General features: G+C 69.8%; 8 protein-coding genes. 7 read left to right on the top strand and 1 reads right to left on the bottom strand.

The window, feature by feature from the left end; all coding sequences use genetic code 11:
- Positions 1 to 36 precede the first annotated feature (36 nt).
- Together CCN51_RS20715 and CCN51_RS20710 are read left to right on the top strand one after the other, a co-directional pair.
- Complete coding sequence (locus CCN51_RS20715; protein ID WP_014173221.1) at positions 37 to 1,077, top strand: inosamine-phosphate amidinotransferase; 1,041 nt, start codon at positions 37 to 39, stop codon at positions 1,075 to 1,077.
- On the top strand, positions 1,077 to 2,246 hold the full coding sequence (locus CCN51_RS20710) for a beta-methylarginine biosynthesis bifunctional aminotransferase (protein WP_014173220.1): 1,170 nt from the start codon (positions 1,077 to 1,079) through the stop codon (positions 2,244 to 2,246). The genes CCN51_RS20715 and CCN51_RS20710 overlap by 1 nt, the downstream gene beginning before the upstream one ends.
- On the opposite strand, the gene CCN51_RS20705 is transcribed toward CCN51_RS20710, so the two are convergent.
- Positions 2,243 to 3,277, bottom strand: a complete 1,035-nt coding sequence (locus CCN51_RS20705) for a 2-ketoarginine methyltransferase (RefSeq protein WP_043486034.1) — start codon at positions 3,275 to 3,277, stop codon at positions 2,243 to 2,245. The two genes, CCN51_RS20710 and CCN51_RS20705, sit on opposite strands and share 4 nt — an antisense overlap.
- A gap of 139 nt (positions 3,278 to 3,416) precedes the next feature.
- On the opposite strand from CCN51_RS20705, the gene CCN51_RS20700 reads away from it, so the two are divergent.
- The 5 genes from CCN51_RS20700 (at position 3,417) to CCN51_RS20680 (ending at position 14,557) form a co-directional block, all read left to right on the top strand.
- Positions 3,417 to 9,728: a non-ribosomal peptide synthetase gene (locus CCN51_RS20700; RefSeq protein WP_078610288.1), complete on the top strand. Its 6,312-nt coding sequence runs from the start codon at positions 3,417 to 3,419 to the stop codon at positions 9,726 to 9,728.
- Between the two features lie 70 nt (positions 9,729 to 9,798).
- Positions 9,799 to 10,032: a hypothetical protein gene (locus CCN51_RS56475; protein ID WP_193383690.1), complete on the top strand. Its 234-nt coding sequence runs from the start codon at positions 9,799 to 9,801 to the stop codon at positions 10,030 to 10,032.
- Between the two features lie 202 nt (positions 10,033 to 10,234).
- Entirely contained in the window at positions 10,235 to 12,517 is a 2,283-nt protein-coding gene (locus CCN51_RS20690; RefSeq protein WP_014173216.1) for an MMPL family transporter, read from the top strand.
- A gap of 7 nt (positions 12,518 to 12,524) precedes the next feature.
- Positions 12,525 to 13,868 (top strand): sensor histidine kinase, encoded by a 1,344-nt coding sequence (locus CCN51_RS20685; protein ID WP_043488701.1) that lies wholly within the window; start codon positions 12,525 to 12,527, stop codon positions 13,866 to 13,868.
- Positions 13,865 to 14,557, top strand: coding sequence for a response regulator transcription factor (locus tag CCN51_RS20680; RefSeq protein ID WP_043486032.1), 693 nt, complete (start codon positions 13,865 to 13,867; stop codon positions 14,555 to 14,557). The genes CCN51_RS20685 and CCN51_RS20680 overlap by 4 nt, the downstream gene beginning before the upstream one ends.
- The last annotated feature ends 207 nt before the right edge of the window (positions 14,558 to 14,764 follow it).

Below are 14,764 nucleotides of genomic sequence, written 5' to 3'. Positions count from 1 at the left end.
GGCGGCCATGGCCGCCGACTCGCAGGGGGAGGCCGAGTGAGTCTGGTCGATGTGCACAACGAGTGGGACCCGCTCGAAGAAGTCATCATCGGCACCGTGACCGGCGCCCGCGTACCAGTCCCCGACAAGGGCCTGTTCACTCTGGAGTACGCGGACTACGGCACGGTCGACAAAGTCCCTTCCGGTCCGTATGCGCAGCATATTGTCGAGGAGACCGAAGAGGAGTTGTCGAGGCTCTGCGCGGAGCTCACGAAAATCGGCGTGAAGGTCCGGCGGCCCGAGGCCCGTGATCACGCGGCGCAGCTCGCCACCCCGGACTGGCAGACCGACGGCTTCTACGACTACTGCCCGCGCGATGTCTTTCTGACCGTGGGCAGCACCGTCATCGAGACCCCCATGGTTCTTCGGTCGAGATTCCTGGAACCCTTCGCCTACAAGAACATGCTGCTGGAGTTCTTTGAAAGCGGAGCGCGATGGATATCGGCGCCGAAGCCACGGCTCGGCGACGACATGTACGACATGGACGCCGAGCCCGGGCGTCGGCTCGGAAACCTGGAACCCGCATTCGACGCCGCCAACATGATGCGCTGCGGGACGGATCTGCTGTATCTGGTGTCGGACAGCGGAAACGAACTGGGCTGGAAATGGCTCCAGTCGGCGCTGGGAGACACGTACAAGGTTCACCCGTGCCGTGACATCTACACGGGAACCCATATCGACACCACCATTGTCCCGCTCCGGCCCGGACTCGTACTCCTCAATCCCGAGCGCGTCAACGACAAGAACATGCCGGACTACCTCCGCGACTGGGACCATCTCTGGTGCCCGGAAATGACCGAGACCGAATATGAGGGCAAGCACCCCTACGGTTCCCCCTGGGTCGGCATGAACCTCCTGGTCATCAATGAGGATCTGGTAGTGGCGGACGAGCGGCAGCCCGCGCTTCTCCGCGCTCTCGAGAAGCGCGGGATCGACGTCCTTCCGATGCGCCTCACCCACGCGCGCACCCTGGGAGGATCGTTCCACTGCGTCTCCCTCGACATACGCAGAACGGGAACACTGGAGACGTACCGCTGATGCGATCGGAGTTCACCGAAAAGAACCTCGCAACACCGGCTGTATCCGCCCTGCAGCGTCGGCTGGCGATCGCCGAGTCGCGGCCCGACGAACCGTGGTCGGTTCTCGTGGAGAATGTTCCCTGCTGGCCGGAGGGGAAGCAGCCGGAATCCAGTACGGCTTCTCCGGATTCCGACGACGCTCCGTACTTCTACGCGCCTTCGCAGGGGCTGCCGGTCCTGCGCGAGGCCATAGCCCGGCGCGAGCACGAGATGTCCGGAAGCGCGGCCGTGCGTCCGTCGAACATCGTCGTCAGCGCCGGCGGCATGCACGCTCTGGGGCTTGTGTTCCGGGACAGCGTCGCCAGGGGATACCGGAAGGCGGTCTGCCAGGCTCCGGTGTTCCGCGGAGTGCGCGACGCGATGCTGGCGGCAGGGCTGACGGTGGAGACGCTCACGCTCACGGGGTCGGCGGAGGACTGGGACGTGCTCGCCCCGATGTGCCGCGAGCCCACGGTCCTGTACGTCAATTTCCCGCACAACCCCACAGGAGCCACGGCGAGGGCCGGATATCCGCGTTTCCTGAGCCGGTTCGCGGATGCGCACGACGTCCTGGTGGTCTACGACGCCGTCTACGATTCTTTCTCCTTCGGGCCGGAAATCTGTGCTGCTCCCGTCGATCTGGCGGTCAGCCGGACCGACTTGGTCGTGGTGAACTCCATGTCGAAAAACTACGGACGGCCCGGCGACCGGATCGGCTGGATCACCGGGCACGAAGAGACGGTCAGCCGAATCGTCCCCCGTCTGGAGTGGGAGGCCGTTTCGATAAACAGCCGGGCGCAGCAGATCGCGGCGGTGGTCGTCGGCCATGGAAATGGAGCGCTGGTCGACGGGGTTCTGGCCGGCCGCGACGCCATACGGCGCAGCGCGGCCGGCCACAACCTCCTCGACGCCCCGCTGCCGAACGGCGGCACCCAGCTCTGGATGGACCTCCGGGTGGCCGATGTCGAGGCTTTCGCCGACTTCGCTCTCGACGAATACCGGCTCGTGCTCACAACCTCGGAGAACTACGCTCCTGTGATCCCGGGATTCATTCGCTTTCCCACCGGCCTGGCACCCCGGAGGATCCGGGAAGGTCTCGCACTGCTCGACCGGGCCATGGCCGCCTGGGAAGTCCGGCAGCGGACCTAACCGGTCTTCCGGACAAGGAAGCCGAGTTCAAGGCCGGTCGAGTCGACCTCCGGGTCGGTGGTCAGACATTCGACGACCGAACCACCCGCTTCGGTGAAGAGGTCCCGCCAGAATTCGGCGGTCTCGAGCCGCTGCTCCGTCACCTGGTGCAACAGGTAATAGGGATTGTAGTAGGCCAGCCCCAGGCCATGCCTCATGACAGCGGGGTCGGTAGGCCGATGATCGACCTCCACAACAATCAGATAGGACTCCGGCGCCTGCTCCAGAGCGGAGCGCACAAGGCCGACCACTGCCCCGCGGTCGCGCTGTTCCAGTACTTCCTGAAGGGAAAACGCCGTAATGAAGCAGACCGAGCGGTGCGGCAGATCCAGTTTGCGGGACAGGAAATCCTGAGCCGTGGACACATCGAACGTCATCTCCGCCCCGCGTCCCTGGTCACGGGAGAGCGCACGGGCGCGCGCGATACTGCTCGCGTCCGGGTCGATACCGATTCCCCGGCCCCGGTCCGCGCAGATTTCGAGCAGGAACGAGCCGTCTCCGCAGCCGAGATCGACCACGACCGCGGGCTCTTCCGGCAGCAGCGCCAGCAGTCGCCGTACCAGAGGTATGGCATCGTGGCGGCTGATCCCGCAGCTGCCCAGGCCCACCATGCCGCCGTCACGTCCCGCATACGCGCTCGGGTCGGCCATGACGGCCGGCAGTTCCCGAAGGGTCGCGGAATACCCGCCGATCAGCAGCTCGTACCACGGCCGGAACCGACGTGCCTCCTCCCCTTTGTGGGTCAGCCGTGGGGAGGTCTCGGGGTCGCGCACGATGCCCTCGGCCGCGAAGTAGCGCAGCAGGCCGAGGAGGCGGTCGGGGTCCATGCTCAACCGTTTCGCCACCTCCGCCGACGACCGGTCGTCTGTCGTCCGGTCGGCAGCCAGTTCGTCCAGCAGCCCGGAGGTCAGACCGAACTCGATCGCCTGCGCCAAGAAGAAGTGGCGCACCGGCTGCAGCGCCTCCACCAGGCGAGGTTCGAAATCATTCATTTGCGATATATCCCTTTCCAGTGCCCCGCGATTCCATAAACATCACACACGGCCACGCTCGGCCGACATGCCACAGAGCACAATTGAGCTGCGGACCCCAGCAGTTGACGCCATAGTGTGAGGGAAGATTGGCAGGTTGATGGTAATGCCCGAAAAGAAGTCTTCACATGGTTCTTCGGCGTCAACGGCATCTCGCCCCGAGGTGCTGCCGTTGTCCCCGGCGCAGCGTGGTCCGTGGTCCCTGTATCAGCTGCACGGCCCCGACGGGACGCACAATGTCCCGGTGGTGACCAGGATCCCGGGTGTGGTGGACCGGGAGGCGCTCACCGCGGCGCTGACGGACCTCACGGTGCGGCACGAGGCCCTGCGTACGCTCTATGCCGAACGCGAGGGGGTGCCGGTTCAGATCGTCGTTCCCGCCGACCGGGCCCGGCCGCGGCCGCGGTTCACCGACACCACGGCCGAGCAGGCGGAGGATGCCATCGCCCGAGCCTGCGCCCACGCCATCGACCTGTCCACCGACCTTCCCCTGCACGCTGAACTCATCACCACCGGCCCAAAGGACTCCAACTCCACCCTGGTTCTGACCATCCACCACATCGCCATCGACGCCTGGTCCGTACGCCCGCTACTCAGGGATTTCGACACTGCCTACACGGCGCGCACGGGTGGCGGGGCGCCACAGTGGGGCTCTCCGCCCCGTTACGCCGATCATGTGACCGAGACGGCCAACCGGCTCCAGCAGCTGGGGGATCGGCAACGCAAGTACTGGACAGATCAGTTGGCCGACCTGCCCGAGGAACTGAGGCTGCCCGTCGACCGGCCCCGGGGACAGGCGCCCGGTCCCCGGCCCGACACCGTGGACTTCACGGTCGGCGCGGAACCGGCGCGGGCGGTGCGCGCATCGGCCCTCAGCCGAGGCATCAGCATGTCGACAGTGGCGCAGGCAGCCGTCGCAGCCCTGCTGCACCGCGTCGGCGCGGGCGACGACATCCCGCTCGGCATACCGGTCTCCGGCCGACCCCACGGAGAGTCACGGGACCTGGTCGGCCGCTTCGCGAACTCCCTGGTACTGCGCATCGGCCTCTCCGGGGACACCGGTTTCGACGAACTTCTCACCCAGGTCCATGCCACCCTCCTGACGGCCCACGAGCACCGGGACCTGCCGTTCGAGGAACTGGTCGAGGCGACCGGCAAAGCCGTCAGCCGTGATCCAGCACATCATCCGCTCTGCCAGGTGATGGTGGGCTCACTCGCGGCAGCCGCCGCCCCCGAGGCACCCCCGATCGATCAGCGGGCGGACGCGTACGACCTCCGGTTCGACCTCGCCGAACAGGGGCCCGACGGCCGCCTTCACGGCCGGATCGCCTACCGTCCCGATCTCTTCGACCCGCACACGGCCGAATCGCTCGCACAGCGACTGGTCCGCCTGCTGGAGCAGGTGGCGGCGGACCCGGAACAGCCGGTGGGCCGACTGGACGTGCTGGTCGCGGACGAGCGCGCGCTGGTCGTGGACGGGTGGAACGACACCGCCCACGAGGTGCCGTCCAAGACCCTGCCGGAGCTGTTCCGGGCGCAGGTGGCGCGGACACCCGACGCGACTGCGCTGGTCTTCCGGGACGAGCGGCTGACGTATGCGGACCTGGACGCACGGGTGGAGCGGCTGGCACGGGTGCTCGCCGGGAAAGGCGCGGGGCCGGGGGAGACGGTGGCGGTCGCGCTGCCGCGCTCGGTGGAGCTGGTGGCGACGCTGCTCGCGGTGCACCGTACAGGGGCGGCCTATCTGCCGCTGGACACCCAGTACCCGGCCGAGCGGACCGCCTTCATGCTGGACGACGCCCGTCCGGTCCTCGTCCTGGACGGGGCGGCGCCGGATGGCCCGCCCGGTGAGTTGCCGAAGGCGTACGCTCCGAACCTGCCGGCCTATGTGATCTACACATCGGGCTCCACCGGCCGCCCCAAGGGTGTGGTCGTACCGCACGCGGGCATCGTCAACCGACTGCTGTGGATGCGGGACGAGTACGGGCTGAGCGCCGCCGACCGGGTGCTCCAGAAGACGTCCGCGAGCTTCGACGTGTCGGTGTGGGAGCTCTTCCTGCCGCTGATCACCGGGGCCACGCTGGTCGTGGCCGAGCCCGACGGCCACCGCGACCCGGCCTATCTCTCCGAGCTCATCGAGTCCGAGCGGATCACCACGGTCCACTTCGTGCCGTCGATGCTGGAGGTGTTCCTGGACGCGCTCGCGGCAGAGCCGTCAGCGGCCGGGTGCGCCACGGTGCGGCGCGTCATCTGCAGCGGCGAGGCCCTGCCCGCGCCGCTCGCCGGACGCTTCCACCGGGTCCTGCCGACCGCCGAGCTGCACAACCTCTACGGCCCGACCGAGGCATCGGTGGATGTGACGGCTGCCCAGGTCATCCCCGGCGTGGAACCGGTCCCCATCGGCCGCCCGGTCTGGAACACCCGGGTCTACGTCCTGGACACGGCCCTGCAGCCGGTGCCTCCGGGTGCCGTGGGGGAGCTCTACCTCGCGGGCGTACAGCTGGCCCATGGCTATCTGTCCCGCCCTGGCCTGACCGCGGGGCGTTTCGTGGCCGACCCGTACGGCGATGTCCCCGGCGCCCGCATGTACCGCACCGGTGACCTGGGCCGACGGACCCGCGACGGACTGCTGGAGTTCCTGGGCCGGGCGGACGACCAGGTCAAGGTGCATGGCTTCCGGATCGAGCCCGGGGAGATCGAGGCGGTGCTGCACGCGCACGAGTCGGTGGCCCGCGCCGTCGTGGTGGCCCATGAGCAGCGGCTGCTGGCGTATGTGGTGCCCGCGCCGGGCCGGGTGCCGGGCGAGACCGAGCTCCGCGATCTGGCCCAGTCGGCGCTTCCCGAGTACATGGTCCCGTCCGCCGTCATCGCCCTCGACGCCCTGCCGCTCACGCCGAACGGCAAGCTGGACCGCAAGGCCCTTCGGACATCCCCGGCTCACACCCCGGGCCCCGATGGGTCAGCGGCCCTGGGTGAGCCCGAACGGACGCTGGGCGCGCTGTTCGCCGAGGTGCTGGGCATGACCCGAGTCGGCCCCGACGACAGCTTCTTCGACCTGGGCGGTCATTCTTTGCTCGCCATCCGCCTGATCAACCGCATCCGCGTCCGGTTCGGCGTCCGGCTGAAGGTGCGCACCCTGTTCGAAGCGCCGACCGTCGCCCAGCTGGCTCCGCGCCTCGCCGAGGAGTCGGCCGACCGGACACCACCGGGGGTGGTGGCGGTCGTGCCGCGCCCCGAGGTGCTGCCGTTGTCCCCCGTCCAGCGTGGCCTGTGGTTCCTGCACCAGTTGCACGGCCCCGACGCGACGCACAATGTCCCGGTGGTCACCCGGATCCAGGGGGCGGTGGACCGGGACGCACTGACAGCGGCACTGGCCGACCTCACGGTGCGGCACGAGGCCCTGCGTACGCTCTATGCCGAACGCGAGGGGGTGACCGTTCAGATCGTCGTTCCCGCCGACCGGGCCCGGCCGCGGCCGCGGTTCACCGACACCACGGCCGAGCAGGCGGAGGATGCCATCGCCCGAGCCTGCGCCCACGCCATCGACCTGTCCACCGACCTTCCCCTGCACGCTGAACTCATCACCACCGGCCCACAGGACTCCACCCTCGTCCTGACCATCCACCACATCGCCATCGACGCCTGGTCCATGAGGCCGCTGACCACCGATCTGGCCCGTGCTTACGCAGCCCGCACTCGGGGTGAGGCTCCCGACTGGGAGCCGCTGCCCGTCCAGTACGCGGACTACGCGCTCTGGTACGAGGACACGATCGGGGACGCCGGTGATCCGGCCGGTGTGCAGAGCCACCAGCTCGACTACTGGCGTACGGCCCTGGCCGGCCTGCCCGAGGAGCTGACGCTGCCCGCCGACCGACCCCGGCCGGCCCGCGCTTCCCGCCGCGGCGGCCAGGTCGAACTGCCGATCGACCAGGCACTGGACCAGCGGCTGCGACAACTGGCCCGGACCCACGGGGTCACCCCCTACATGGTGGCCCAGGCCGCCCTGGCCGCCCTCTTCACCCAACTGGGCGCCGGCACCGACATTCCGCTGGGCGCCGTCGTCGCGGCACGCCCCGACCACACCCTGCATGATCTCGTCGGCTATTTCCTCAACACCCTGGTCCTGCGCACCGACACCAGCGGTGATCCCTCCTTCTCCGACCTGCTCGCCCGGGTCCGCGTGACCGATCTGGCCGCCTTCGAACACCAGCAGCTTCCCTTCGACCGCCTCGTGGAAGAACTCCAGCCGACTCGTTCCCCGTCACGCAATCCCCTCTTCCAGACGGCACTTGTCTGGACCGACGCCACCAGCGCCGCCCTCGAACTGCCCGGCCTTCGCTGCGAGCCCGGCCCGGTGCCCCTGGACGTCGTGAAGTTCGACCTCGAATTCGAGTTCAGCGAGCACCGCGGCTCCGGGGGCTCCGGGGGCTCCGGGGGTTCCGGCGGCTCCGGGGGCTCCGGGCTCAGGCTGAGCGTCGGATACGCGACGGACCTCTACGCCCCCGCGACCGCGCTCAGCCTGGGCCGGCGGCTGATCCAGCTGCTGGAGCAGGCAACGGCCGCCCCCGATGCCCGGCTCAGCACCTTCCAGGTGCTCCTCCCCGACGAGAGGAAGCGGATCCTCGAAGAGTGGGGCCGTGGCGCCGAGGTCGAGTCGGCGACCATCCCCGACCTGTTCGAGGAGCAGGTGCGGCAGCGACCGGACGCCATCGCCGTCGAGGACGGCGACGGGGGAGTCACGTACGCCGAGTTGAGCGCCAGCGTCAACCGGCTGGCACGCTATCTGATCGAGCGCGGAGTGGGCCCCGAGGTCCCCGTCGCCGTGTCGGCGGAGCGCGGCCCCGGCCTCCTGGTGGCCATGCTGGCGGTGCTCACCGCGGGCGGGGCGTACCTGCCGATCGACCCGGCGTATCCCCCGGCGCGCATGGCCTTCATGCTGGCGGACACCGCGGCCACGATGGCGCTGGTGGACGACCCCGCGCGGCTCGGCGACGCGGACATCGAAACCACCGTGCTGGGCGGCCTCGGCCTGGCGGGCTTCCCCGCCACCGAGGTGAGCGACGACGACCGTCTCGCTCCGCTGCGTATCGCCTCCACGGCGTACGTGATCTACACCTCCGGTTCCACGGGGATGCCCAAGGGCGTCGCGGTCCCCCACACCGGGATCACCCGGCTGATCAGCACCCACACATCCGCCTTGGGAGTCGGCCCGCAGAGCGTGGTGCTGCAGTTGGCCTCGATCGGCTTCGACGCGTCCGTGTGGGAGATCGGCATGGCCCTGCTCACCGGCGCGAGGCTCCGGTTCATCCGGCCCGAGGCACTCGCCGAGGCCGAGCATGGCAGTACGCCCGCCCATGGCGCGACGCACGTGTGGATCTCGCCGACGCTGCTGTCCGCGCTGCCCTCGGCCGCCGTGCCGGCCGGAACGACGATCGTCACCGGGTCCGAGGCGGTCCCGCAGATGGTGGCTGACCTCTGGTCCGTCGACAACCCGTTGTTCAATCTCTACGGGCCGACCGAGGTCACCGTGGGATCCACCGGCGCATTCCTGGCCCCGGGCCGCTCCGTCACCATCGGCGGACCCATCGCCGGCACCCAGGCATACGTCCTGGACGACGCCCTGCGGCCGGTGCCGCCCGGAGTGGACGGCGAGCTGTATCTCGCGGGCCCGGGCGTGACCCGGGGATACGTCGGACGCGCGGGACTCACGGCCACCCGCTTCGTCGCGTGCCCGTTCGGCGCGGCCGGCGAACGGATGTACCGGACCGGCGACATGGTCCGCTGGACGGCCGACGGCAACCTGCTCTACCTGGGCCGTACCGACGACCAGGTCAAGCTCCGTGGCTTCCGGATCGAGCCGGGAGAGATCGAAGCCACCCTGACGGCCCTGCCCGGAGTACGGCAGGCCGTGGTGACACTGCGCGAGGACCGGCCCGGCGACAAACGACTCGTCGCCTACGTGATATCGGACACCGGCGCCGCACTGGACACGGCCGTGCTCGCCGACCGGCTCGCCGAGCGCCTGCCCACGTACATGGTGCCGTCGGCCTTCGTGCAGCTGGCGGCACTGCCTCTGACAATCAACGCCAAGCTGGACCGCGCCGCGCTGCCCGCCCCCGGCCACACGGCCGCCTCGACCTCGCAACTCCCCCGCAACGACCGGGAAGAAGCCCTGTGTAAGCTTTTCGCCGACATCCTGGGGGTACCCGATGTCAGCCGGGACGACAGTTTCTTCGAGTTGGGCGGGCACTCACTGCTCGCCATGCTCCTGGTCAACCGCGTCCGCGCACAGTTTGGGATCGGCCTTGACCTACAGACCGTCTTCGAGGCTCCCACAGTCGCCGAACTGACGCCTCACCTGGACAACGGCCGACGCGCTCGCCCGGCATTGCGCCCTAGGAACAGACCCTGACGCGAGTGCGGTGAGGCCTGAAGGCGGCTGTGAACTCTGAGTCGCGGTCCCGAGGTGCATTTCGAGGTGCATGAGGAGGTTACGTCCGAGCTGCACGATCCACTCCGCGGCGGGGTGTGCGGTGGCGCCGGGCATCCGGCTGCGCCTGGTGGTGTGCTCGATGACAGCGAAGACGTACAGCGCGCCGTCCGGCGCGGTGCCGGGCGCGAAGGTCGGCATCAGCAGGGACGGCATCACCTACCGGGACGCCGGGAACCTCACCGGCCGGGGCCGCGTGCGTCGGTGTCACGCCTGCGGCGTCTGACGGTGCGCCGACCGCTGCGCGCGGCCCCGGCCCGAGTCGGCCTGTAGTGCGTATGCACCAGGACACGTGAGTGGCTGGTCCGGGTGGACCAGGGGAAGACGGCGGCCAGGGACGATGCCCGGCGGGGCGCCGGAGGGGAGTGTTGGAGGCGCGTGAATCTCACGCATTCCCCTTGCCCAGCGGTGTTTGGAGTGATCAACAGGTGGCGACATTTCTTTACCGGATCGGACGGTGGGCCTTCCGGCGCCGCCGGCTCGTGGGTGGTCTGTGGTTGGGTGTCCTGGTGCTGGCCGTCGTCGCCGCCGCCATGGCGCCGGAGGGGAAGGAAGAGGACCTCTCCATGCCCGGCACCGAGTCGCAGAAGGCGTTCGATCTGCTGGACGAGCGCTTCCCCCAGAGCAACTCCCAAGGGGCCGAGGCCCGCTTGGTGTTCCGGGCCCCGGACGGGCAGCGGGTGACGGCCAGGGAGAACAAGGCGGCCGTCGAGAACACGCTCGGCTCGCTGGACGGGGGCGATCAGGTCGCGTCGACCACCGACCCCTATGAGACCGGTGCTGTCAGCGAGGACGGCACCATCGCCTACTCCACGATCACCTACACCGCGGACGCCGTCGACCTGGCCGAGCCGACGAAGAGCGCCCTCGAGGACGCCGCGAGCCAGGCCCGGGACGCGGGGTTGACCGTGGAGATCGGCGGCTCGGCCCTGGATTCGGAAGAGGAACCGGGCGGTACGACGGAGATCATCGGCGTGGCGGTGGCGGCGGTGGTGCTGGTCCTCGCCCTCGGGTCGCTGGTCGCGGCCGGATTGTCGCTGCTGACCGCCTTCGTGGGCGTGGCCATCGCCTTCGGCCTGGTCTCCGCGCTGGCCGTGCCGCTGGGCCTGACGTCCACCGTCGCCATCCTGGCGCTGATGCTGGGGCTTGCGGTCGGGATCGACTACGCACTCTTCATCACCTCCCGCTTCCGCGACGAACGGGCCCAGGGCAGCGAACCGGAGGAGGCCGCCGGCCGGGCGGTGGGCACGGCCGGATCCGCCGTCGTCTTCGCCGGCGCGACCGTCTTCATCGCCCTGGTCGGGCTGGGGGTCGTCGGAATCCCCGAACTCACCAAGATGGGCATGGGCGGCGCGGGCGCCGTGGCCCTTGCCGTACTCGTCGCACTGACCCTGGTCCCCGCGCTGTTCGGCTTCTTCGGCCGACGGGTACTGTCCCGCGCCGTCCGCAAGGAACCCTCGTATCGCCGATCGGGAAGCGAGCGGCCGGGAAGCGAGCGCCCGCACCCCGTGCCCACCGCGGCCGGCCGGCCCGGGCTCGGCACCCGCTGGGCACGGTTCGTGCTGCGCCGACCGGCGGCCGTGCTGCTGATCGCCGGACTCGGTCTCGGCGCCGTCGCCCTACCGGCGCTGAGCCTCGAACTCGGGCTGCCCGGAGACGAGTCCAAGTCGGTGGAGACCACCCAGCGCCGTGCCTACGACCTGCTGTCAGAAGGCTTCGGCCCCGGCTTCAACGGCCCGTTGACCTTGGTCGTGGACATGCCAGCGTCTTCGGGGTCCGGGGACACCCGGGCCACCACGGACCTGGTCGCCAAGACCGTACGGGGAGTGGACGGGGTCGCGTCGGTCGGTGATCCGGTTCTCAGCCGGGGCAAGGACACGGCCGTCCTCACCGCCGTCCCGCAGACCGCGCCGAACAGCGGCGAGACCAAGGACCTGGTGCACGCGATCCGGGGCGCGGTCTCCGGCGTCGAGGCCGACACGGGCGCCGACATCCTGGTGACCGGCACCACCGCGATGAACATCGACATTTCCGAAGCCATGTCCGACGCCCTCGTCCCCTATCTGACCGTGGTCATCGGCCTGGCGGTGCTCCTGCTGATGGTGGTCTTCCGCTCGGTCCTGGTCCCGGTCAAGGCCGCGCTCGGCTTCCTGCTGTCGGTGGGTGCCGCCTTCGGTGTCCTCGTCGCCGTCTTCCAGTGGGGCTGGGCGGCAGACCTGATCGGCATCGAGCAGACCGGACCGGTCATGTCGCTGATGCCGATTCTCATCATCGGAATCGTGTTCGGCCTCGCCATGGATTACGAGGTCTTCCTCCTCACCCGGATGCGGGAGGCCTACGTCCATGGCGCGTCCCCCGGCGAGGCAATCGTCAACGGTTTCCGGCACAGCGGACGTGTGGTGGCCGCGGCGGCGATCATTATGATCAGCGTGTTCGCCGGATTCATCGGGATGAGCAGCCCGACCATCCAGACGATGGGCGTCGGCCTGGCCGCCGCCGTCGCCTTCGACGCCTTCGTGGTCCGGATGGCGATCGCACCCGCGGTCCTGGCACTGCTCGGCCACCGGGCCTGGTGGCTGCCCCGTATCCTGAACCGCGTGCTGCCGAATGTGGATATCGAGGGTGAGAAACTGAGCAGGCATGTCCCGGCCTCCGCAGCCGAGTTGGACGCAGCGGTGCCGCGGCTCCCCGTCGGCCGGCACCGGCACTGAGCCGGCCATGACGAACACGGGTGGCGGTGGCCCGCGACCACGCGGCACGTGGTGGCGGGAGGCAGCGGTCACGGCGACGGCGTTCGCGCTCTGTCTGCTCGGCGGCGTGGTGCAGAACGACGGCAGCACGCTGTCACCGCCGCCCCCCGCCGCCTACTTCATCGCCGTGGTGTCCTGTGCCGTGCTGCCGGTGCGGCACCGGGCACCCCTGGCCGCCATGGCGGCCACGACCGCGAGCGGCATGCTGGTGCCACCCTTGGGCCTCCTGCTGAGCCCGCTCATCGTGGCCCCCGCCGTGATCACCGCCTACTCGCTCACCGTGCGCACCGAACGGCACGCGGTGAGCGCGGTGTCGCTCACCTCCGTGGCGCTCCTTGTCGCCTCCACCCCCTTGTTCGGGGCCCTCTCGTGGAAGGATGCGAGCAGGGTGGGAGCGGTGGCGGCGTTCCCGCTGGTGGCCGGCGTACTCGGTCACTCGGTGCAGAACCGACGGGCCTACCTGGCGGCCGTGGAGGAGCGGGCCCAGCGGGCCGAGCAGAGCCGGGACAGCGAGGCGCGCCGGAGAGTGGCCGAGGAACGGGTTCGCATCGCCCGGGAGTTGCACGACCTCGTGGCCCATCAGATCACCCTGGCCAACGCGCAGGCCACGGTCGCCGCCCACCTCTTCGACGCCCGCCCGGAGCAGACCCGCAAGAGCCTGAAGGAGCTCGTCGAGACCACCGGCCACGCGCTCGACGAACTGCGGGCCACGGTTGGTCTGCTGCGTCAGTCCGGGGACGCGGCCGGGCCCGCCGAACCGGCGCCCGGCCTTTCCCGGCTTCCCACGCTCCTCGAGTCCTTCCGCCGCGCGGGTCTGGAGGTGTCGGTGCACCAGGAGGGTACGGCCAGGCCGCTGCCGCCGGGAGTGGACCTCACCGCCTACCGCATCGTCCAGGAGGCCCTGACCAACGTGACCAAGCACGCCGGTACCGGTAGCGCCCGGGTACGCCTCGTCTGGAACCGCGATCGCGTGACCATCACCGTCGCCGACGACGGAGGGGGCGCCCGTACGGCGCCGACCGCATCCACGGGACCGAGCGCGTCCACGGTGCCGGACCGTCCGCCCGGTTACGGTCTGATCGGGATGCGTGAACGTGCCACCGCGGTCGGGGGACACCTTTCCGCGGGCAGGCGCCCGGAGGGCGGCTTCCTCGTCTCCACCCAGCTGCCTCTCCCGCCCGCCAAGGACACGACGCGGAGGACTGACGGAGCAACAACCATCGAGGGGCCGATGGCCGACGGAGTGACAGGCGACGGACAACGGACCGGCGACGGACGGACGGACGGCGGAGAGACCGGGGATGCGCCATGACACTCCGGGTGCTGCTCGCCGACGATCAGGCCCTGCTGCGCGGTGCCTTCCGGATGCTTCTCGACAGTGCCGACGACATCACCGTGGTCGGCGAGGCCGCCGACGGCAGGGAGGCGGTGAGACTCACCCGGGAACTGCGCCCGGACGTGGTGATCATGGACATCCGTATGCCCGAGGTGGACGGTCTCACCGCCACGTCGGAGATCTGCGCGGACCCGGAACTGCGTGCCAGCCGCATCCTGATCCTCACCACGTACGAGACCGACGAGTACGTCGCTCAGGCGCTGCGCGCGGGGGCCGGTGGCTTCATCGGCAAGGGAATCGGGGCCGAGGACCTGCTGGACGCCGTGCGTACGATCGCCGACGGCGACACTCTGCTGTCCCCCGCCGCCACCCGCTCCTTGGTCGCCCGCTTCCTGGCCACACCGGACGACACCCCGTCGCACCACCCCGAACAGCTCGCCGTGCTCACGCCGCGCGAACGCGAGATGGTGGCCCTGGTCGCGACCGGCCTGTCCAACCAGGAGATCGCCGAGCGGATGTTCCTCAGCCCCTTCACCGTCCGCGCCCATGTGCAGCGCGCCATGACGAAGCTGGAGGCCCGCGACCGGGCGCAACTCGTCGTCATCGCCTACCGGACGGGCCTGGCCCACGCAGCCCCCGACGGCGGCACCGGCCGCCTGCCGTAGTCCGATACGGGGCCCTTCGGCGGCTCGGAGCCCGGCGCCGACCTCGCGCCGTCACCTCCGCCCAACTCCGCCAGCTCACCGGGCAGTCGGCAACCTCGCCACCCAACCGGCGCCATCAGCACCTACTCACGCTCGCCGGCAACGAACGTTGGGAGTAGGGCGATGGAGCACCGGCTTCGGTCCACTCGGTAAGCCGACGCCGGCAGG

The organism is Streptomyces milbemycinicus (assembly GCF_002154605.1).
Lineage (GTDB): Bacteria > Actinomycetota > Actinomycetes > Streptomycetales > Streptomycetaceae > Streptomyces > Streptomyces milbemycinicus.
Note: the sequence above shows the minus strand (reverse complement) of the source record. Positions and strands in the feature narration are given on the sequence as shown.

Coding starts and splice junctions, on each gene's coding strand:
- CCN51_RS20710 (WP_014173220.1), top strand. CDS start 1,077: ATGCGATCGGAGTTCACCGAAAAGAACCTCGCAACACCGGCTGTATCC.
- CCN51_RS20705 (WP_043486034.1), bottom strand. CDS start 3,277: ATGAATGATTTCGAACCTCGCCTGGTGGAGGCGCTGCAGCCGGTGCGC.
- CCN51_RS20700 (WP_078610288.1), top strand. CDS start 3,417: ATGGTAATGCCCGAAAAGAAGTCTTCACATGGTTCTTCGGCGTCAACG.
- CCN51_RS56475 (WP_193383690.1), top strand. CDS start 9,799: ATGAGGAGGTTACGTCCGAGCTGCACGATCCACTCCGCGGCGGGGTGT.
- CCN51_RS20685 (WP_043488701.1), top strand. CDS start 12,525: ATGACGAACACGGGTGGCGGTGGCCCGCGACCACGCGGCACGTGGTGG.
- CCN51_RS20680 (WP_043486032.1), top strand. CDS start 13,865: ATGACACTCCGGGTGCTGCTCGCCGACGATCAGGCCCTGCTGCGCGGT.